This is a genomic window from Streptosporangium sp. NPDC023963 (genome assembly GCF_040639135.1).
In the GTDB taxonomy this organism is placed as follows: domain Bacteria; phylum Actinomycetota; class Actinomycetes; order Streptosporangiales; family Streptosporangiaceae; genus Streptosporangium.
The window spans coordinates 131559-151779 of sequence record NZ_JBEZZK010000011.1 but is presented as its reverse complement, the minus strand read 5'-3'; the positions used below and the strand labels follow the sequence as shown (position 1 = coordinate 151779).

The window sequence follows — 20221 nt, the reverse complement described above, 5'->3', positions numbered from 1 at the left end:
CCCGTCGGATGTTTCCCTCAGATGGCCATGGCCCGCTGCAGCACCGCCCTGGCGAGGGCGTTGCGCTGGTAGGGGCGCAGCCGCGCCTTGAGCGTGGACAGGGCGGCGCGGGTCCGACCGCTGCGAAGGTGGGGATAGTCGTCGAGGAAGGCGTGCCAGGTGAGCGCGGCCTGTTCCAGATGTCCCTGGTCGAGGTGCAGCGCGGCCAGGGTCGCGGAGGTGAGCGCGCGGGCACGGCGCTCGGTGGCCGGCCGGTGCCGTATGGAGGCGGCCAGGGCGTCGGCGGCGGCGGGCCTGTCGTCCAGCGCGGTCAGCACCGCGGCGTGCTGGTGGGCGAAGGACGCCTGGTGGTAGGCGCCCACCGTGTCGGCGGGGGTGCCCGTCGTGGCGACGGCGTGGTTGAGGTGGTGCTCGGCCGCCCGGAGGTGGCGGAGGGCGGTGCGCCGGCCGCCCTTCACCGCCGCCGCGGCGACGGCGGCCTGTCCCCGCAGGAAGGCGTGGGTGCCCGGCTCGATCGCCACGGGAGCGCTGGTCAGGGCCGCCTCGGCCAGGTCGAGAGCCTGGCCGTGGTGTCCCAGGGTGTGGGCCTGCACCGACAGTGCCCGCAGGGTGACCGCGTACCCGGCCGCGTCGCCGTTCTCGGCGGCGAGCTTCAGCGCCGCCCGGTAGTAGCTCTGGGCGACACCGTGGAGCTGCTCGTCGAAGCACATGAAGCCGCACAGGTACGTCAGCTCCGTGGCGATCGACAGCATCCTGCGGCGCGTCCCGGGGTTCATCCGGGACCGCAGCCACGGTACGACGTCCACGGCGAGGTACCCCGACAGCGCCCGCCGCGCCTGGCCGCCGCCGAAGGCCGTGTCCGTCTGCGAGAACACCTGGGCCATCGCCTCCGCCGCCTCCACCTGCGGCGTTCCCACCTCCGGCGCCCGCCTGCGGCCCGAGCCCGCGGTGGCCGCAGCCGCGGCGGCGTCGGCCCAGCCGGGCACGGACAGCGCGGCCAGGCTGTAGACGCAGTCCTCCAGCATCCGCCGCCTGCCCAGGCACACCCCGGTGTGCAACTCCACCAGCCGGGCCACGGGATCCTCGTCCCGCCAGTCCTCGCCCGCGGCCCCCTGAGCGTCGCGGGGGGCCCGGCCCGGGTCCGCCAGGCCGACCGCGGCGATCTCCAGCGGGCGTCCGAGACGGCGCGACAGCGCCTCGGCCACCAGATGCGGCACGGGCGGGCGCGGGCGCATGCCCGCCAGCCAGTGGGCGACCGCCGCCCGCCCGTAGCGCAGCGCCACTCCCGCCTCGGCGCCGAGCCCGTTGACCTCGTCGGCCAGTTGCTGCCCGGTCCACCGGGCCTCTGTCAGCAGCGCCCGTAATCGGATGTTGGGCCGGTGTCCTGTCCCCATCCGTTTTCTCTCACCCGACTCGTCGGCGATATTCCTCCATCCCCCGCTTTTTCAAATTTAAATTTCACCTATCGGCGGCCTCGCCGTTATCACGAAGACGGGCGATCGCGTCACGGGCGCCGCCATGAAACACCTTCTGCAAATGAAACCGATCGCCCGGCGCCGGGGGGTTCCGGGATATCGCGGCGGCGGTCGTACTGGAAGTAGGGGGAAGCGGACTGCTTTCATCCCGACGCACGGCGGCGGCGTAAGACCTTTCGCGACCGCTCGGCAACAAGGAGAACCGGAAGAGAGGTGAAGTGTGGTGACGACAGCACCGGTGCTCGGCTCCCTCGCCGGCACCACGCGATCGGCGGACCGGGTCCTGACCGCCGCACGGGAACTGGTCGAGCCGGCCCACCGTGCCGCGGTGGACCGGCTGCCGCAGGAGATCCGCCACGTCGCCGGCTACCACGCGGGCTGGTGGGACGCCGACGGCCGCCCCTGCGACAGTGGCGGCAAGTCGGTCAGGCCCGCCTTGGTGCTCGCGTCGGCGTGGGCGGCCGGCGGCGAGAACCCGCGGGTCTCCGAGATGTCGATCCCCGCGGCGGTCGCGGTGGAGCTGGTCCACGATTTCTCGCTGCTGCACGACGACATCATGGACGGCGACCTCACCCGAAGGCACCGGCCGGCCGCGTGGTCCGTCTTCGGGACCGGCGAGGCCATCCTGGTCGGGGACGTGCTGCTGGCACTCTCCCTGGACCTGCTCGCCACCAGCCCCGGCCTGAAGGTGATGACCGGCTCGCTGCTGCGGTTGTGCTCGGGGCAGAGCGCCGACCTGGCGTTCGAGACGCGGACCGACGTCACCCTCTCCCAGTGCGTTCAGATGGCGATGGGCAAGACCGGGGCGCTGCTGGGCTGCGCCTGCGAGCTCGGCGCACTGGCCGGCGGCGCCGGTCACGCCCGCGCCCGGCTGTTCGGGCAGTTCGGGCGCCACCTCGGCCTGGCCTTCCAGCTGACGGACGACCTCCTGGGGATCTGGGGAGATCCCAAGGTCACCGGCAAGCCCGTCTTCTCCGACCTGGCCAACCGCAAGAAATCCCTGCCGGTGGTCGCCGCCCTCACCTCCGGCACCGCCGCGGGCGAGCGGCTGGCCTCGCTCTACCACCGCGACCGCGAACTGGACGAGCGGGACCTGGCCCGCGCCGCCGACCTGGTCGAGGCCGCCGGCGCCCGCGCCTGGGCCCACCAGGAGGCCGGGGCCAACCTCGACGCCGCGCTGGACCGCCTGCGCGAGGCCGCCCCCGCCCCCGGCCCGGCCGAGGACCTCCGCCTCCTGGCTCACATGATCACTCGGCGGGACCACTGACGCGCTCACCTCCCGGGCTCGGCCCGGGTTCTCCACGCTGGAGGTATTCGATGACGACACGGACCACAGGCGACCCGTCCGCGGGCCCGCCCGCGAGGGCGGGCGAAACCGGCGGCGAGGAGGCGCGAAAGGTACTGCTGGCCTCCCCCCGGTCGCTGTGCGCGGGTGTCGAGCGGGCGATCGAGACCGTGGAACGTGTGCTGGCCGACCGCGGCGCCCCTGTCTACGTACGCAAGCAGATCGTGCACAACGTCCACGTGGTCGACGACCTGCGGCGGCGCGGCGCGGTCTTCGTCGAGGAACTCGACGAGGTCCCGCCGGGGGCGACGGTGGTGTTCTCCGCCCACGGCGTCTCACCGGCCGTGCGGGAGCAGGCCGCCGCCAGGGAGCTGCGGGTGATCGACGCGACCTGCCCGCTGGTCACCAAGGTGCACGTCGAGGCGCGCCGCTTCGCCGCCCGCGGCGACACCGTCGTGCTGATCGGGCACGCCGGGCACGAGGAGGTGGAGGGCACCATGGGCGAGGCGCCGGAGCGGACCGTGCTGGTCCAGACTCCCGCCGAGGCCGCCGCGCTGGAGGTCGAGGACCCCGGCCGGGTGTCCTACCTGACCCAGACCACCCTGGCCGTCGACGAGACCGCCGAGGTGGTCGAGGCGTTACGCGCCCGGTTCCCCGCGCTGACCGGACCGGGCAGCGACGACATCTGCTACGCCACGACCAACCGGCAGCGGGCGGTCTCCGAGGTCGCCGCCGACGCCGACCTGGTCCTCGTCATCGGCTCCGCCAACTCCTCGAACTCGGTACGGCTGGTCGAACTCGCCCGGCGCCGGGGCGTCGCGGCGCACCTGATCGACGACGTCGGCGACATCAGGCCCGAATGGCTCCGCGACGCCCGCGCCGTCGGCGTGAGCGCGGGCGCCTCGGCCCCGCACCACCTGGTGGAGGAGGTCGTCGCCTTCCTGCGCGAGCTGGGGCCGATCCAGGTCACCGAGCACCGCCACACCATCGAGACCGTCCGTTTCGCCGCTCCGAAGGAAGTACGCACGCCATGAGCGCTGACACCGTCACAACCGGCCTCCACCCCGCCGCGGTCACCGTCCCCGATCCCCGCGGGCCCTCGCCGGCCGATGCCGCCCCCGGTGGCGCGGCGGCCGCGGAGAGCCTGCTGGAAAGGATCGAGGATCCCGGTGACCTGCGGCGCCTGCCGTCCGCCCGGCTGCCCGCGCTGGCCGGTGAGATCCGCCGTTTCCTGGTGGACAAGGTCAGCGCGACGGGCGGCCACCTGGGCTCCAACCTGGGGGCGGTGGAACTGAGCATCGCGCTGCACCGGGTCTTCGCCTCTCCCCGGGACACGATCGTGTTCGACACCGGCCACCAGGCCTACGTTCACAAGATCCTCACCGGCCGCCGGGACGACTTCGACGGGCTGCGCCAGCCGGAGGGCCTGTCGGGGTATCCGAGCCGGGCCGAGTCGGTCCACGACGTCGTCGAGAACTCGCACGCCTCGACCGCCCTGTCCTACGCCGACGGGCTGGCGAAGGCCGTCCGGCTCAGCGGCCGCGCCGACCGGCACGTGGTGGCGGTGATCGGGGACGGCGCGATGACCGGAGGGCTCGCGCTCGAGGCGGTCAACAACCTGGGCGCCGCGCCGGGCCTGCCGGTCATCGTCGTGATCAACGACAACGGCCGCTCCTACGCCAGGACCGTCGGCGGGCTCGCCGCCCACCTCGCCGCCCTGCGCCGCTCCCGCCCGGACCTCCCGGACCCGGAGTCGCGCGGCGGCGAGGTGGGCGACGAGGAATCCCGCCGTACTCACGGAAAGCCCGGGGAGACCCGGGACACCGGGGAAGACCGGGACGCCCCGCGGCCGGCCGGGACCAACGTCTTCGAGGCCCTGGGGTTCTCCTACCTCGGCCCCGTCGACGGCCACGACATCGACGCCCTGGAGGAAGCACTGCTGCGGGCCCGCGCCCTGGGCCGCCCCGTGGTGGTGCACGCGGTCACGGTCAAGGGGAAGGGGTACGGTCCCGCGGAGGACGACGAGGCCGACCGGATGCACGGCATCGGGGTGCTGGACCCGGCCACCGGCCGCCCGCCCGGCACGGCCGCCGCGACGCCGCCCTCGTGGACGTCGGTGTTCGCCAAGGAGATCACCGCGATAGGCGCCGAGCGACCGGCCGTGGTCGCGATCACGGCGGCGATGCCCGGCCCGACCGGGCTGGCGGCGTTCGCGGCCAAATTCCCCGACCGCTTCGTGGACGTCGGCATCGCCGAGCAGCACGCGGTCACGTGCGCCGCCGGGCTCGCCATGAAAGGCATGCACCCCGTCGTGGCGATGTACGCGACCTTCTGCAACCGGGCCTTCGACCAGGCGCTGATGGACGTCGCCCTGCACCGGTTGCCCGTCACGCTGGTCCTGGACCGGGCGGGGATAACCGGCCCCGACGGGCCGAGCCACCACGGCATGTGGGACCTGGTGCTGCTCGGGATGATCCCGGGGCTGCGGATCGCCGCGCCCCGCGACGCGACCCGGTTGCGCGAGGCGCTCCACGAGGCCGTCGGCTTCGACGGCGGGCCGACCGCGATCCGCTATCCGAAGGCCAGCGTCGGCCCCGACATCGTGGCGCTGCGGCGGCTCGGCGGAACGGGCGGGATCGACGTGCTGGCGGAGAACGGCGACCGCGTGCTGCTCGTGGCCGTCGGGTCGCTGGCGGGCCCGTGCGTGGCGGCCGCCGCGCAGCTGCGCCACCACGGCGTCGGCGCCACGGTCGTGGACCCGCGGTGGGTGGACCCGGTCCATCCGGCGCTGGTGGAGCTGGCCGCCTCGCACGGCCTGGTGGTCACCGTCGAGGACGGCCTGCGCACCGGTGGCGTCGGCGCGGCGGTCGCCACCGCGTGCGCCGACGCCGACCTGGACACGCCGGTCCGCGCCCTCGGCCTGCCGAGGGAGTTCATCGGGCACGGAGACCGCGCCCACCTGCTGGCCGCCGCCGGGCTGGACCACGGCTCCATCACCGCCTCGGTGCTCCGCGCCGTCCACGCCCCCACCCGCCCCGCCACCGCCGGGCCGGGCACGGCGGCACCCGGCGCGGCCTCCCAGCCGAGGTCACCGTCGAGGTCACAGCCCGTGTCCCAGCCGAAGTCCCAGCCGAAGTCCCAGCCGAAGTCCCAGCGGAGGTCACAGCCGATCGGAGGCCGTCGATGAGCGCTCCCGTACTCGTGGGCATGCCCGGCGTCGGCGCCCCCGCCGAGACTCCGCCGCCGCCGGCCCCGGCGGAGCCCGCCGTCCTGGCGCCGCGCCGGGCCACCCGCCGCCTGCGGGTGGGCGACGTCGAGGTGGGCGGGGACGCACCGGTGTCGGTGCAGTCGATGACCACCACCGTCACCGCCGACGTCGGCGCGACGCTCCAGCAGATCGCCGAGCTGACCGCCGCGGGCTGCCAGATCGTCCGCGTAGCCGTCCCCTCCCAGGACGACGCCGACGCGCTGCCGGCCATCGCCAGGCAGTCCACCATCCCAGTGGTCGCCGACATCCACTTCCAGCCCAAGTACGTCTTCAGCGCCATCGACGCGGGATGCGCCGCCGTGCGGGTCAACCCCGGCAACATCAGGGCGTTCGACGACAAGGTCCGCGAGATCGCCCGCGCCGCCTCCGGCGCGGGCATCCCGATCAGGATCGGGGTGAACGCCGGCTCGCTCGACGGGCGGCTGCTGGCCAAGTACGGCAGGGCCACCCCCGAGGCGCTCGTGGAGTCCGCCCTGTGGGAGTGCTCGCTGTTCGAGGAGCACGGTTTCGGCGACATCAAGATCTCCGTCAAGCACCACGACCCGCTCACGATGATCGCCGCGTACCGGCTGCTGGCGGCTTCCTGCGACTACCCGCTGCACCTCGGCGTCACCGAGGCGGGTCCCGCCCTCCAGGGCACCGTCAAGTCCGCCGTCGCCTTCGGCGTCCTGCTCTCCGAGGGCATCGGGGACACCGTCCGCGTCTCCCTGTCGGCCCCTCCGGTGGAGGAGGTCAAGGCGGGACTCCAGATCCTGCAGTCCCTCGGCCTGCGACCCCGGCGGCTGGAGATCGTCTCCTGCCCGTCCTGCGGCCGCGCCCAGGTCGACGTGTACCGGCTCACCGAACGGGTCAACGCCGCCTTCGACGGCTTCCCCCTCCCCCTGCGGGTGGCCGTGATGGGCTGCGTGGTCAACGGCCCCGGCGAGGCCCGCGAGGCCGACCTCGGCGTGGCGAGCGGCAACGGCAAGGGCCAGATCTTCGTACGCGGCGCCGTCGTCGCCACCGTCCCCGAGTCGCAGATCGTGGAGGCCCTCCTGGAGGAGGCGATGCGCATGGCCGAGGAGGCCGAGCAGGACGGGAAGGGCGACGACCCCGAGCACACCACCCCCGGGAGGAACGGATGAGCACCACCGGCACGATACCCACCGTCGACGCCGCCCCTCGCGCCCTGCTCGCCGAGACGGCCCTGGACTCGATGGGCCAGGTCACCGCGTCGGTCTACGAGACCGCCCGGCTGGTGGCCTCGGCGCCGTGGCTGGCGGGCCACCGGCAGCGGGTCGAGTTCCTCGTCCGGGGCCAGAACCCGGACGGAACCTGGGGAGGGCCCGGCGCGTACGTGCTGGTCCCTACACTCAGCGCGGTGGAGGCCCTGCTCACCGTGATGGGCGCGGATCCGCCCGGCGGGCCGCCCGCCCGGCTCGACGGCGGCGTCGTGAACGCGACGCGGCGCGGCCTGGACGCGCTGTTCGCCCGGCTCGGCCCCGGGGCCGAAGAGAGCGCCCTGCCCGACACCATCGGCGCGGAGTTCCTCATTCCCTGGCTGGTCGGCGAGGTCAACCGGCATCTGGACGCGCTGGCGGAACGTCCCCTCACCGGGCTGGACGCCTGGCGGGGATCGGGCCGCCTGGGCACGCCCGACGGGTGGAGCCCGGCACCCCTCGACCTGCTGCGCCATCTCGCCGAGCGGGGCGAGGCACTGCCCGCGAAGGTCTGGCACTCGCTGGAGGCGCTGGGGCCGGCCGCCGTGCTGGCCCCGCAGGTGCGGGTCGTCGGCGGGGCCGTGGGGTGCTCGCCGGCCGCCACCGCGGCCTGGCTGGGACCGAAGGACGACGGCGAGCCGGCCTCGGACCGGCGTTCCGCGGTCCTCTACCTGCGCGCCGTGCAGGACAGGCACGGCGGCCCCGTCCCCGGCGTGACGCCGATCGACGTCTTCGAGCGGGCCTGGGTGCTCGCGGCGCTGGCCGAGGCCTTCCCCTCCCTGACGCCGCCGCCCGAGCTGGGCGACAGCCTGGAGGCCGTCCTCGGTGACCTCGGGGCACCCGCGGGCGCCGGTCTGCCCCCCGACTCCGACGACACCGCCGGGGTGCTCCACGCCCTGCGGCTCATCGACCGCCCGCGCTCTCCCGAATGCCTGTGGACCTACGAGAGCGACACCTACTTCCGCTGCTTCGCGGGCGAGCGCACCCCCTCCACCAGCACCAACGCCCACATCCTGACGGCCTTCGGAGACCAGGCCGGCGACGGCGACGGCGCCGCCTCACCGGGACAGGCCCGCCTCCGGCAGGCGATCACCAAGATCTCCCGCTGGCTGTGCGGGGAGCAACGCCCCGACGGCAGCTGGATCGACAAGTGGCACGCCTCCCCCTACTACGCCACCGTGTGCTGCGTCTCGGCGCTCGCACGGCACGGGGACGCCGAATGCGCCCCGGCGCTGCGCGCGGCCGTGGGATGGGTGCTCGACACCCAGCGGCCCGACGGGTCGTGGGGGCTGTGGTCCGGGACGTGCGAGGAGACGGCGTACGCCATGCAGACCCTGCTGAGGTCCTCGCGCCACGACGACGCGGTGAGCCGCGCGGTGCTGCGCGGCGACGCCTTCCTGGCCGGGCAAGGCGACCACCGGGAGCACCCGCCCCTGTGGCACGACAAGGACCTCTACGCCCCCGTCGCGGTCGTGCGGGCCGAGGCGCTGGCCGCGCGGGCCCTGGCCCGCACCCGCTTCCCCGGGGGGTGGCGATGAGTGCCGTGCCCGCTTCCCGGATGACAACGGCGAGCTTCGCTTCCCGGAAAGCGGCGGCCCTTCGAGGAACGGCGGCGGGCCCCGCCGGGATCGGCGGTCCCGGCACCTCGCCGGCCGGTTCGGAGGTGGCGCCGTGAGCCTGAACAAGTACCGTTTCGCCCTGCGCACCCGATCGTTCCTGGACGCCCACGCCGCGGACCGCACCGGCATGGTCGAGCTCAGCCCGGCGCCGGACCGGCAGCTGCTGGTGTGGAACCCGGAGGCGGTCGGGGAGATCTTCCGCTCCGAGCAGCGAATGGTCCTGGAGGGCAGCGACACGCTGGGACCGCTGGTCGGGGAGCACTCCATGCTGTTCGCCAACGGGCAGCGGCACGCGGCGTACCGCAAGGTGGTCGGCCCGGCGCTGCGCGGGCGCCGGCTGGCCGCCTACCGTGGCGTCATCACCGAGGCGACCGACGCCGCCCTCGGCTCGCTGACCCCGGGCACGACGTTCTCCCTGCCCGAGTGGACCCGCGCGCTGACCCTCCGGATCATCGGCAGGATCGTCCTCGGCCACGCCGAGGACGAGACGCTCGGCCCGTTCACGAAGTGGGTGGAGTACGCGCTCGGATCACGGGCCCGCACCCTGGCCTACCGGCACCTGCGCGGCCTCGGCCCCCTGCCCTCGCCGTGGCGGACCTTCCGGCGGGACAGGGCCGAGATCGTCCGCGACCTCCTGCGGGCCTCGCGGCCCGAGGAGTCCCCAAAGCCCCGGGAGCCCGGCGGGAAGGCCGCCGGGAGGGCCGGCGGACCGCCGACGATCGCCGGCCTGCTGACCTCGGGGGAGGAACCCCTCGGCCCGATGGGCGACGAGGAACTCTCCGACCAGCTGATCTCCCTGCTGTTCGCGGGCCACGAGACGACCGCGTCCGCGATCGCCTGGACCCTGTTCTGGCTGCACCGCGACGAGCGCGTCCGCCACGACGTGCTGGCGGAGCTGGAGGCGACGACCGACGACGGCTCCACCACCGAGGCCGTGCCCCTGCTGAACGCGGTGTGCCAGGAGGCGCTGCGGATCTCCCCTCCCGCCACGGTCGCCGGCAACCGGATGCTCACCTCGGACTGGCGGCTGCTCGACCGGCCCGAGCCCGCGGGCACCCGCCTCACGCCGTGCATCGCCCTCGCTCACCGCAGCCCCGAGATCTACCCGGATCCGGGACGCTTCGACCCCGGCCGGTTCCTGGGCGCTCCCCGGCACGCCCAGGAGTACCTTCCCTTCGGCGGCGGGACCCGCCGCTGCCTCGGCGCGAACCTGGCCATGCTGGAGATGCGGATGGTCGTCGCGGCGGTGCTGCGCCGGCACGACCTGCGCTGCCTCAACCCCGAAGCCGCCGTGCCGCACCTGCGCGGGCCCGCCATGGGGCCGGGACCGCTCAGGATGGCGGTCGGCGGCTGCCCGATGCGGGCGGGACGGCCCCCCGCACCACCGTCCGGTGAGGGCGAGGTGCGGACATGACCGGGACGACCACGCAGGCCCGGCCGATGACCCGGGGGCGGGCGGCGCTCCGCATCCACCGGCTCGAATATCCCTTCCCCGCCGTGTACGCCTGCCACGTGCTGTGGGGCGCCTGCTTCGCGATGACCTCCCCCGGGCAGCTGCTCGCCGTTCCGGTGCTGGTCACGCTTGTGGCCAACCTGCTCGGCATCATCTCGCAGAACCCGCTGAACGCGGCGCTGGACGTCCGCGCGGACACCAGCACGGAGGGCAAGGGCGGCATCGCCGACGCGACGCGGCTGCTCGGCCCGCGCGCCGCCTTCCGGTGGGCCGCCGCGGAGATGGCCCTCGCGCTGGGGCTGTCGGCCGCGGTCTCGGTGTGGCTCGCCCGCCCCGCCGTGGTGATCGGCGTGGCACTGGCGATCGTCCTGCACCTGCTCTACAACCTCGAACCCGTCCGGTTGAAGAGCAGGGGCTACGCCAACCCGGCCTACTTCGGCCTGACCTTCGCCCTGCTGCCCTGCGTGTCGACGTACTCGGCGATCCGCCCGGACATCCCGGTGCCGGTCTGGCTGGTGTTCGCCGGGCTGGCGGTGCTGCTCTTCGGGCGCTCGCTGTGGTGGTCGATCCCCGACAAGACCGGGGACGCCCTCGCGGGCGACCGCCCGCCGGCCGTGCGGCACGGTGCCCGCGTCGCGCTGCTGGTGGCCTGCGCGGGCACGGCGACGGCGCTGGCGCTGATCGGCTGGGGGCTGCTGTGGCTCTACGGCCCCGCCTGGGCGCTGCTGGGCGTCGCCGCCTGCGGCGCCTTCCTCGTCGACAAGCTGGGTCTGCTGCGCGGCATCTCCGACGAGAACCTCCCCAACGAGACGTCGATGCGAAGGCGCAGCCTGTCGCTGGTCCTCGCGGCCGACCTGCTGCTGGTGGTGATCCCCGTCATCCTCGTCGTCGCCCGATGAGACCCTCCCTCACCCCTTGACCGCGCCCACGAGCCCGTTGACGAAGTAGCGCTGCAGAAGGAGGAAGAGCGCGATGACCGGGATGACGATGATCAGCGACGCGGCCATGACCTCGTTGTAGTGCGGCACGTCGCCCGACAGCAGGCTCTCCAGGCCGAGCGGCAGGGTGTAGAGGGAGGGGTCGTTGAGGGACACCCGCGTGAGGACGTACTCGTTCCAGGTCGGCACCGCGGTCAGCACGGCGACCGTGATGAGGGTGGGCCGGGCGAGCGGCAGGTAGACCGACCAGAAGATCCGGAACTCCCGCGCCCCGTCCGCGCGGGCGGCCTCGCGCAGTTCCCGGGGGATCCCGCTGAAACCGTTGGTGAGCAGCAGCACCGTCAGCGGGGCGGTGCCGTTGACGAACGGCAGGACCAGGCCCAGGTGCGAGCCCAGGATGCCGAGGTTCTTCTCCAGGATCACCACGGGGAGCAGCACCGTGATGCCCGGCACGAACAGCAGCGAGACGAAGAACCAGAAGAGCACCTTCCTGCCGGGGAAGTCCAGCACCGCGAAGGCGTACGAGGCGAGGCTGTAGACCACCAGCACCCCGGCGACGGTCATCGCGGTGACCTGGAGGCTGTTGAGGAAGTAGTCGAAGAAGCGCAGGCGGCTCCACGTGGCCACCAGGGTGTCCAGGGTGGGATTGGCCGGGATGAGGTTGCCGCCCCGCAGGATCTCCTCCCTGGTCTTGAAGGCGCCGGACAGCATCCACAGGAACGGGTACAGGCTGATGAGCGCGTACGCCGCCAGGGCGGTGCGGGCGACGGTCCTCACGATGCGTGACCCGATCATCGGATCCTCCTGAGCAGGCGCGCGTTGACCAGGGTGAGCAGCAGGGCACCGGCGAAGAGCAGCCAGCCCAGCGCGCTGGCCATCCCCAGGGTCTGGGCGAGGCCCTTCATGAACGAGAGCCGGTAGACCTGCAGGCCGAGCACGTCGGTGTGCCCGCCGGGCCCGCCGTTCGTCATGATCAGGAAGATCTGGAAGCCGTGCAGCGCGTCCCGCACGCCGAGCAGCACGATGGCCGCGGTGAGGGGCGTCAGCAGCGGCCAGACGATGCGGCGCATCACCTGGCGCGGCGCGGCCCCGTCGATGTGGGCGGCCTCGATCACGTTGGGGTCGATGGCCTGCAGGCCGCTGAGGTAGAGCAGGGTGGCGACGGGAACGCTCGACCAGACCAGGATCAGGATCAGCGTGGGGAGCGCAGTGTCCGGGTTGCCGAGGAAGCCCTGCGGCTGCGACAGGCTGCCCAGGCCGACCGACCGCAGGAGCACGTTGATCGCCCCGTCGGGCTCCAGCACGTAGCGCCAGGCGTAGTAGACCGCGATGCCGGTGGTGACGTAGGGCAGGAAGTACACCGAGCGGAGCACCCCGCGCAGCCGCTTGACGGAGTTCAGCGCGACCGCGAGCGGGAGCGAGATGGCCACCGTGAGCGCAGGGACGGCCACCATGACCTGGAAGGTGTTCCAGGCCGCCCGGCGCAGCTCGGGGGCGAGCGCCGGGTCGGCGTACAGCAGGTCGAGGTAGTTCTGGAAGCCGGTCCACTTCCACTCGGGGGTGAACCCGTTCCACTTGGCGAAGCTCAGCGCGAAGCCGGTGCCGATGGTGTAGACGCCCATCAGCAGGAACAGCGCCACCGCGGGCAGGACGAAGGCCCACCCGGTCAGCCACCGCCCCCACCGGCTCCGGCTCCGGCCGCGGTCACGGCGGGGCGCCTCCTCAGGGAGCCGCCCCGCGCGATCCTCGGTGGTGAGGGTGCTCACTTCGTGGACTTCCACATGGAGCCCATGATCTTGTCCATCTCCGGCCCGGCCTGCTGCGGGGTGACCTCCTTGAGCGGCGTCAGCCTGACCATCAGGTTCCCGGGCTTGACCTGGTCGTAGTCGGAGGGGAAGAAGGTGGTGTCACCGGCCTCGTAGGTGGCCTCCGGGGCGCCGGTGAAGTACTTCTGCAGCGACGCGAGGTCGGGACCGAGCAGGGTCTCGGCCTCCGTGCCGAGGTCGGTCGCCGGCAGGTCGAGCGAGGTCTTGGCGACGATGCCCGCGCCCTTGGGCGAGGTCACGAAGTCCAGCCACTTGACCGCCGCCTCCCGGTTCTTGCTGGTGGCGGTGACGCCGAGGGAGGTCAGCGCCAGGGGCGCCATCACGATCTCCTTGTTGAGCCCTTCCGAGGACGGCGGGATCGGGAAGGCGAGCACCTTGTCGGGGGTCATCCCGTTCTGCGCGAGGAACGCCAGGGTGAAGGTGCCGCCGATGTTGAAGGCGGACTTGCCCTGCGCGAAGGCGATGTCCGCCTCGTCGATGCCGAGCGACGTCGTCCCGGGCATCCAGTACGGGGTGAGCTTGCCGTACAGCTCCAGCGTCTTGACCCCGTCGGGCGAGCCGAAGCCCTGCGTGGTGCCCTTGGCGAACAGCGCGTGGAACCTCTCCTTGCCCAGGTAGGAGTGGGCCAGCGGCTGGTAGGCCCAGTTGAAGCCGGTCTGGGTGACCTTCAGGCCGAGGGAGAGCCCGCCCTGCTTGGGGTCCTCGTCCGTGGTCGCCTTGAGCGCGGCCAGGAAGTCCTCCCACGTCTTCGGCGGCGTGTCGGGGTCGAGCCCGGCGGCCTTCAGCTTCTCCTTGTTCGCGTAGACGATGCCGAACGCGCCGGCCGTGAACGGCACGCTGAACAGGGTGTTCGCCTTGACCTGCTTGAACGGCGAGTCGTTGGCCGCGAGGTCGATCCTCTTCTGGGTCATCAGCCCGGCCTCGCGGGTGGTCGGCAGCAGCCGCTGCTTCCAGGCGTCGGAGACGTCGGCGGTCAGGTCGGCCAGGAGCCCCGAGGAGCCCATCTCGAGGTCCTCTCCGCCCGCGTGCATCTCCAGCACGTCCGGCAGGTCGCCGGTCTGCGCGGAGCTCTGCACCTTGCTGACGAACACGTCGTCGGGGGTGATCGCCTCGATGGTGACGGCGATGCCCGTCTCGCTCTTGAACTGCTCGGCGGCCTTGGTCAGGGCGTCGGCGTGGGTCCGCTTGAACGTCCACATCTTCAGCGTCCGGCCGGCGGCCGCCTGCCCGCCACCCTGATCACCGCTCTGGCCACCGCCCTGCCCCCCGCCCGCGCAGGCGGCCGCGGTGAGACCCACCGCGAGCGCCAGACCGGCGGCGAGAACCCGCTTGCCTGCCTTCATGTCGCTTCCTTCCCCACTACTGCGGTGCGTGCGGCACGGTCCGCACATGACGGTCCGGTGCTCCCGCGTCTGGCGGGCTCCGGCACCCGGCGGGCGCGGTCAGGTGATCGGTGTGGGCCGGTTGGCATCGGCATCGTCACTTCCTCGGGGGGTCGCGGAGGATGAGTCCGGGCTCTCGTCCGTGCCCCGGGGGGATCCGGATCACGGAACGACATCCGCGCAAATCGTTAAGATTGGTTCCGAAACTTACACGCAACACAGCGAGTGTCAAGGGTCACGCCGACCGGCGGCGGACCAGCCGGGCCGGGATGACCGTCTCGGCGGAGGATTGCGCCGTCCCGCCCCTCAGCCGTTCCAGCAGGCGGCGGGCACACGCCTGGCCGATCTCCCTGGCCGGGTTGGCCATGGTGGTCAGTCCCGGCGAGACGAGGCTCGCCGCCTCGATGTCGTCGAACCCCATGACGGCCAGGTCCGCGGGAACGCGCAGCCCCCGCTCCTCGGCCGTGTCGAGCGCGCCGATGGCCATGATGTCGTTGGCGCACAGCACGGCGTCCGGAGGTTCGGGCAGGTCGAGCAGGCGGGCGGTGCCCGAGGACCCGCCCGCCCGGCTGAAGTGCGTGTGCGCCACGAGCCGGGGGTCGGCGTCCGCGCCGGCAGCCAGCAGCGCGGAACGGTAGCCCGCGACGCGCTCGGCCGCGGGTCCCTCCGCGTGCGGACCGCAGACGAAGCCGATCCTGCGGTAGCCGCGTTCCAGCAGGTAGCGGGTGGCCTCGGCGGCCCCGCCCTCGTCGTCGCTGTGCACGACGTCGACACCGGCCTGGACCAGGCGGCCCCCGAGCCGCACGACGGGGATGCCCGCCCCGATGACGGGCAGCAGGTCCTCGGCGTGCGTGTGGAAGACCGCGAAGGCGAGGCCGTCCACCTGCCGGGCGATCATCTGGTCGATGGCCGCGCGCTCCAGCTCCCGGTCGCCGTCGGTGTTGCTGATGATCTCGTCGTAGCCCGCCGGTCCCAGCACGTCCTGGAGCCCGCGCGCCAGCGCCGGGTAGAAGGGGTTGGTGATGTCCGGGATGATCAGCCCGATCGTCTGGCTCCTGCTCGTGCGCAGCCCGCGGGCGAGGACGTTGGGCCGGTATCCCAGCTGGTCGATCGCGGCCAGCACGCGCCGCCGCGTCTCGTCGGCCACCGGGCGGCGCCCGTTCAGCGCGTGCGACACCGTGGTCGCGCTCACCCCCGCGAGCTGCGCCACCCTGGTGATGCTGGGACGGTCGGCGCGGACCGGCCCGCGGACGTCCAGGCCCGCGGCGCCGGCCTCCCCGCCCCCGGCCTTCCCGCTTCCGGCCTTCCCGCCCCCGGCCTCCTCGCTTCCGGCCTTCCCGCCCCCGGCCTCCTCGCTTCCGGCCCGAGCGCGCTCCCTCGCCCCCTGACCTTCCCGCGCCTCCCGTGCCTGCCGCGCTCCCCGCGCGGGCTCGTCCGCCGGGAGCCGCGCCGCCCCGGCGGGCGGGGCCTTCCGCGAACCGCCACGCGCGAGGTCCCGCGGGTCCCGGTCCGGCAGGTTCCGGTTTCGAGGACCGTGGTCCGGCAGGCCCCGGTCCGGCGGGTCCAGGTCGAGCGGATCACGGTCGGACGGGTCACGACCGGACGGATCACGGTCGGACGGATCACGGGAGAGGAGGTCGAGTGCCGCGTCCAGCTCGCGGCGCCCGAGGTCCGCGGCGTCCTCGAAGGCGGCACCGGCGGCGATCCTGAGCAGAGTGGACTCCCAGACCTCGCGGACGGCGGCCAGGACGAGCGCGGCCACCACCCCGGCCCCGAGCCCTCCGTGCGCGCCGGGGCCTCCCGCGCCCGGGCCGTCCGCCCCCACGCCGGACTCGATCGCCTCGCGCAGCGCGTGCTCCTGTCCCGCGAACATCTCCCGGGAGTACGACCGCAGCGCCGGGCTGTCCCGGTAGATCCGCGCGTGGACGGCGACCGTCCCGGCGTCGGCTGCGTCGGCTGCGTCGGCTGCGTCGCCGGTGTCGTCCGTGCCCTTTCCCGCGTCGGCCGGGGGCCGGGCCATGACGCGGCGGATCGCGTCGACGGGCCGCTCCCCCGCCGCCCGCTCCCGCAGGGCCAGCTCGGGAGCGGGCCACCCGAGCGGATCCGCCTCGAAGAAGATCTGCTCCTTGACCGGGAAGTGGTTGAAGACCGTCTTGGTCGAGACGTCGGCCACCGCCGCTATCTCGGCCACCGTCACGGTCTCGAAGCCGCGCTCGGCGAACAGGCGGCGTGCCGTGCCCGCGATGGCACGCCGCATCTCCCCTTTCCTCCGCTCACGCCGCGTGGGGGGTCGCTCCTCGGAGGGTGCCGGGACCATGGGCAGATCTTACATCGACACACTCCTTACACCCACTATAAGTTTCTCAGGGCGGCTCGATGCCGCCGTCAGGCCGGCGCACCCGGGCCGACCAGCGCTCGTGGAGGTGCTCCAGCGGCGGATACTTCGCCGCCAGCGCCTCGTCCAGGTCGATCCCCCAGCCGGGCGCGTCGTTCGGGTAGAGGTATCCGTTGACGGGGCCGATCGTGCCGGGGAAGACCTCGTGGACGGCCTCGGGATAGAGGTGCCCCTCCTGGATCTGGAAGGCGGGGGTGGTCACGTCGAGCGCCACGTTGGCGGCGGCGCCCACCGGCGAGACGTCCGCGGGCGAGTGCCAGGCGGTGCCCACGCCGGCCAGCTCGCAGAGCGCGACCAGCTTGCGCGCGGGGGTGAGCCCGCCCACCGACGAGACGTGCAGCCGCAGCAGGTCCACGCCGCCCTCGCGGACGATCCTGGCCGCGTCGGCGACGGAGCTGAGCTGCTCGCCCGCCGCGATGGGCATCGGGGCCGCCTCGCGGACCTCCGGCAGGCGGTCGTAGAACTCCGGCGCTATCGGATCCTCCAGGAAGAAGAGCCGGTACGGTTCGAGCGCCCGCGCGAGGGCGATCGCCTGCTTGGGAGTGAGCCGGGAGTGCACGTCGTGCATCAGGCCCGGCTCCTCCCCCAGTTCCCGGCGGGCGCGCTCGAACAGCTTCGGGGTGTCGCGCAGGTAGCGCTGCACGTCCCACCCGTCGGGGTACGGGGAGCCGGGGTAACCTCCCGGCGAGCCCGGCGAGCCGTAGTGGCCGAGCCCGGGAGCGCCCGTCTGGAGCCGCACGTGGCGGTACCCGGACGCCAGGATCGCCTGGGCCTCCTCGATCGTCTCCTCCACGGTGGCCGCGCCCGCGTGCAGGTAGGTGTCGGCCGCGGCGCGCACCCGGCCGCCGAGGAGCTCGTACACGGGCATGCCCGCGCGCTTGCCCGCGATGTCCCAGAGCGCCTGGTCCACCCCCGACAGGGCGCTGTTCAGGACCGGGCCGCCCCTCCAGTAGGAGGAGAAGTGCACCATCCGGGTGATGTCCTCGATGTCGGCGGGGTGGCGGCCGATCAGGAGGGGACCGACGTGGTGCTCCACCGCGGCGGCCACGGCGTGGAAGCGCTGGGTGAAAGTCGCGCAGCCCAGGCCGTACAGGCCGGGGTCGCTGGTGTCGACCCGGACCACCACGAGGGGCACGCCCTCGGGGGCGGTGACGATCGGCCGCACCCCCGTGACGCGGAGGGCGTCCCTGGCGGGCCAGGGGGCCTGGGTCTCGGGCATGGGAAGGGATGTCACGCGGCCTCCGCGGCGTCCGGTACGGGAAGGGTGGTCACGCGGTCTCCGCCGCGTCCGGCGCGGGGAAGGGGTATCGGACGGTGAGGCCGAGCAGGCGCCGGGCCTCCCCCAGGTCGATCGGGACGGCCCTGCCCGGCAGCGGGGCCCGGCGCTCGACTCCGGGGTGGAAGCGGTCGAGCAGTTCCTCGGTGGGCTGCGGGGCCAGGGTGTCCTCGGCCGTCACGAAGATCGCGCGGTAGCCCTCGATCGGCCGGGTGAGCGCCTGCCAGGTGGCGAGGGCGGCGTCCCTGCCGTCGAGGTAGGTCCACAGCTCGGCGGCGCCGGAGCCGGGGTCCTCCGCGTACTCCTCCGCGCGCTTGTCGAGCTTGTCGCCCGGCCCGCCGAGCAGGGGGAAGCGCAGCGCGACGACCGTCATGCCGTAGCGGCGCGCCATCATCGCCGCGGTCGCCTCGTCGGCCTGCTTCGACAGCCCGTACGGGTCCTCGACCTGCAGGGGCAGCGACTCGTCGATCGGGAGGTAGGCGGGGTGCAGCGGGCGCGAGGCCCAGGGGAAGCCGAGCACGGAGTAACTGCTCGCGATGGCGGCCCGGCGCACCCCCGCCTGGCCCGCCTCCTCCAGGACCACGAAGGTCGCCCGGGTGTTGCCGCAGAAGACCTCCTCGGGCGTGCCGAGGACCGGGGCCGGGATCGCGGCGAAGTGCGCGACGGCGTCCACGCCGTCGAGCGCGTCGCGCACCGTCGCCGGGTCTCCCACGTCCCCGACGACCACCCGGCCCGCCACCGGCCCGCCCGGTTCGTGGAGGTCGAGGGCGGTGACGGCCACGCCCCGGTGCGCGAGCAGGTCGAGCATGAGCCGCCCCAGCCTGCCCGCGGCCCCGGTCACCAGGACCCGCCGGGGGACCTCACTCATGCGTCACCACCTGCGGCGGGATGGACTCGTCCGTGTCGCAAATCGATTTGTACATATGAGATCAGCTTGCTACCCCGCCATTGCCGTGTCAATAGCGGTGCCCCCCGGCGCGTCCGGGGCTAACCCGCGGCGCGTTCCGCGAGCGGGCGCCGCCGCCGCGCGGAGTCGGTCAGCGAGGGCGGGCGCCAGGCTCCGTCGGGGCGATACAGGTCGGTCCCCGGCGGCACGATCTCGTCGATCCGGTCGAGGGTCGCGTCGTCGAGGGTGAGCGAGGCACCCTTCAGCAACCCCTCCAGCTGCTCCATGGTCCGCGGCCCGGTGATCACCGAGGTGACGCCGGGATGCGCCGCGGCGAAGGCCACGGCGAGTTCGGGGAGCGAGCAGCCGATGTCCGTCGCGAGCTCGACGAGCTTCTCGACGACGTCGAGCTTGGCGGCGTTCTCGGGAATCGAGGGGTCGAAACGCGCGGGCGTGAGCGAGGCGCGCCCGGTGGAGAGGTCGATGGGCCGCCCCTTCCTGTGCTTGCCGGTGAGGAACCCCGAGGCGAGCGGGCTCCAGGTCAGCACCCCCATCCCGTAACGTTCGCAGACCGGGAGCACCCCGGCCTCGATCCCCCTGGCGATCAGCGAGTAGGGCGGCTGCTCGGTCCTGAAGCGCTGGAGACCGCGGCGCTCGGCGACGTTGTGCGCCTCGACGATCTCCTCGGCCGGGAAGGCCGAGCAGCCGAAGGCGCGGATCTTCCCCTGCCGTACGAGGTCGCTCAGCACGGAGAGCGTCTCCTCGATGTCGGTCGAGTGGTCGGGGCGGTGGATCTGGTAGAGGTCGATCCAGTCGGTCCCCAGGCGCCTGAGGCTCTCCTCGACCTCCTTGAGGATCCAGCGCCGCGAGTTGCCGCTGCGGTTGGGGCCCTCCCCCATCCGGAAGTGCACCTTGGTGGCGAGCACGACGTCGTCACGGCGCCCCTTGAGCGCCTTCCCCACGATCTCCTCCGACTCTCCGGCGGAGTACATGTCCGCGGTGTCGACGAAGTTGACACCCCGGTCGAGGGCGGCGTGGATGATGCGGACGCAGTCGTCATGGTCGGGGTTGCCGACGGCACCGAACATCATGGCCCCGAGGCAGTGGACGCTCACCTCGATGCCGGTGCCGCCGAGGACTCTGTAACGCATGAACCGTGCTCCCTTGATGGTCGTTGCGGACATGGTGTCGCGACGCCCCGCATCGTAGGAGCTAGAGC

General features: G+C 73.3%; 15 protein-coding genes. 7 read left to right on the top strand and 8 right to left on the bottom strand.

What is annotated here, in order from left to right:
- Positions 1-17: 17 nt before the first annotated feature.
- Positions 18-1394, bottom strand: a complete 1377-nt coding sequence (locus tag AB0F88_RS29080) for a hypothetical protein (RefSeq protein ID WP_362690864.1) — start codon at positions 1392-1394, stop codon at positions 18-20.
- Between the two features lie 304 nt (positions 1395-1698).
- Between AB0F88_RS29080 and AB0F88_RS29075 the strand changes: the two genes are divergently transcribed.
- The 7 genes from AB0F88_RS29075 to AB0F88_RS29045 all read left to right on the top strand — a co-directional run bounded on the left by AB0F88_RS29075 (position 1699) and on the right by AB0F88_RS29045 (position 11198).
- A complete protein-coding gene (locus AB0F88_RS29075; RefSeq protein WP_362690861.1) occupies positions 1699-2742 on the top strand; it encodes a polyprenyl synthetase family protein in 1044 nt (347 codons plus the stop codon).
- 50 nt (positions 2743-2792) lie between these two features.
- Positions 2793-3794: a 4-hydroxy-3-methylbut-2-enyl diphosphate reductase gene (locus AB0F88_RS29070; RefSeq protein ID WP_362690858.1), complete on the top strand. Its 1002-nt coding sequence runs from the start codon at positions 2793-2795 to the stop codon at positions 3792-3794.
- On the top strand, positions 3791-5947 hold the full coding sequence (gene dxs, locus AB0F88_RS29065; RefSeq protein WP_362690855.1) for a 1-deoxy-D-xylulose-5-phosphate synthase: 2157 nt from the start codon (positions 3791-3793) through the stop codon (positions 5945-5947). Before AB0F88_RS29070 ends, dxs begins: the two co-directional genes overlap by 4 nt.
- A gap of 20 nt (positions 5948-5967) precedes the next feature.
- Positions 5968-7152: a flavodoxin-dependent (E)-4-hydroxy-3-methylbut-2-enyl-diphosphate synthase gene (gene ispG / locus AB0F88_RS29060; RefSeq protein WP_362691205.1), complete on the top strand. Its 1185-nt coding sequence runs from the start codon at positions 5968-5970 to the stop codon at positions 7150-7152.
- Positions 7149-8765 carry a prenyltransferase/squalene oxidase repeat-containing protein gene (locus tag AB0F88_RS29055; protein ID WP_362690852.1) on the top strand — a complete coding sequence of 539 codons (1617 nt, stop codon included), beginning with the start codon at positions 7149-7151 and terminating at the stop codon, positions 8763-8765. The genes ispG and AB0F88_RS29055 overlap by 4 nt, the downstream gene beginning before the upstream one ends.
- A gap of 133 nt (positions 8766-8898) precedes the next feature.
- The gene (locus AB0F88_RS29050) at positions 8899-10260 is read left to right on the top strand and encodes a cytochrome P450 (RefSeq protein WP_362690849.1); all 1362 of its coding nucleotides are present in this window, start codon (positions 8899-8901) and stop codon (positions 10258-10260) included.
- Positions 10257-11198, top strand: coding sequence for a UbiA family prenyltransferase (locus AB0F88_RS29045; protein WP_362690846.1), 942 nt, complete (start codon positions 10257-10259; stop codon positions 11196-11198). Before AB0F88_RS29050 ends, AB0F88_RS29045 begins: the two co-directional genes overlap by 4 nt.
- Before the next feature lie 9 nt (positions 11199-11207).
- Here the strand turns inward: AB0F88_RS29045 and AB0F88_RS29040 are convergent, their stop codons facing one another.
- The 7 genes from AB0F88_RS29040 to AB0F88_RS29010 form a co-directional block, all read right to left on the bottom strand.
- Positions 11208-12032 (bottom strand): carbohydrate ABC transporter permease, encoded by an 825-nt coding sequence (locus AB0F88_RS29040; protein WP_362690843.1) that lies wholly within the window; start codon positions 12030-12032, stop codon positions 11208-11210.
- Positions 12029-13003: a sugar ABC transporter permease gene (locus tag AB0F88_RS29035; protein WP_362690840.1), complete on the bottom strand. Its 975-nt coding sequence runs from the start codon at positions 13001-13003 to the stop codon at positions 12029-12031. The genes AB0F88_RS29040 and AB0F88_RS29035 overlap by 4 nt, the downstream gene beginning before the upstream one ends.
- A complete protein-coding gene (locus AB0F88_RS29030) occupies positions 13000-14406 on the bottom strand; it encodes an extracellular solute-binding protein (protein WP_362690837.1) in 1407 nt (468 codons plus the stop codon). The genes AB0F88_RS29035 and AB0F88_RS29030 overlap by 4 nt, the downstream gene beginning before the upstream one ends.
- Before the next feature lie 274 nt (positions 14407-14680).
- Complete coding sequence (locus AB0F88_RS29025) at positions 14681-16702, bottom strand: substrate-binding domain-containing protein (RefSeq protein WP_362690834.1); 2022 nt, start codon at positions 16700-16702, stop codon at positions 14681-14683.
- A 106-nt stretch (positions 16703-16808) separates the two neighbouring features.
- Positions 16809-18074 carry an enolase C-terminal domain-like protein gene (locus AB0F88_RS29020; RefSeq protein WP_362690831.1) on the bottom strand — a complete coding sequence of 422 codons (1266 nt, stop codon included), beginning with the start codon at positions 18072-18074 and terminating at the stop codon, positions 16809-16811.
- Positions 18075-18108: 34 nt separating this feature from the next.
- On the bottom strand, positions 18109-18984 hold the full coding sequence (locus AB0F88_RS29015; protein ID WP_362690828.1) for an NAD(P)-dependent oxidoreductase: 876 nt from the start codon (positions 18982-18984) through the stop codon (positions 18109-18111).
- Between the two features lie 119 nt (positions 18985-19103).
- Positions 19104-20153 (bottom strand): aldo/keto reductase, encoded by a 1050-nt coding sequence (locus tag AB0F88_RS29010; RefSeq protein WP_362690825.1) that lies wholly within the window; start codon positions 20151-20153, stop codon positions 19104-19106.
- Positions 20154-20221: the final 68 nt, after the last annotated feature.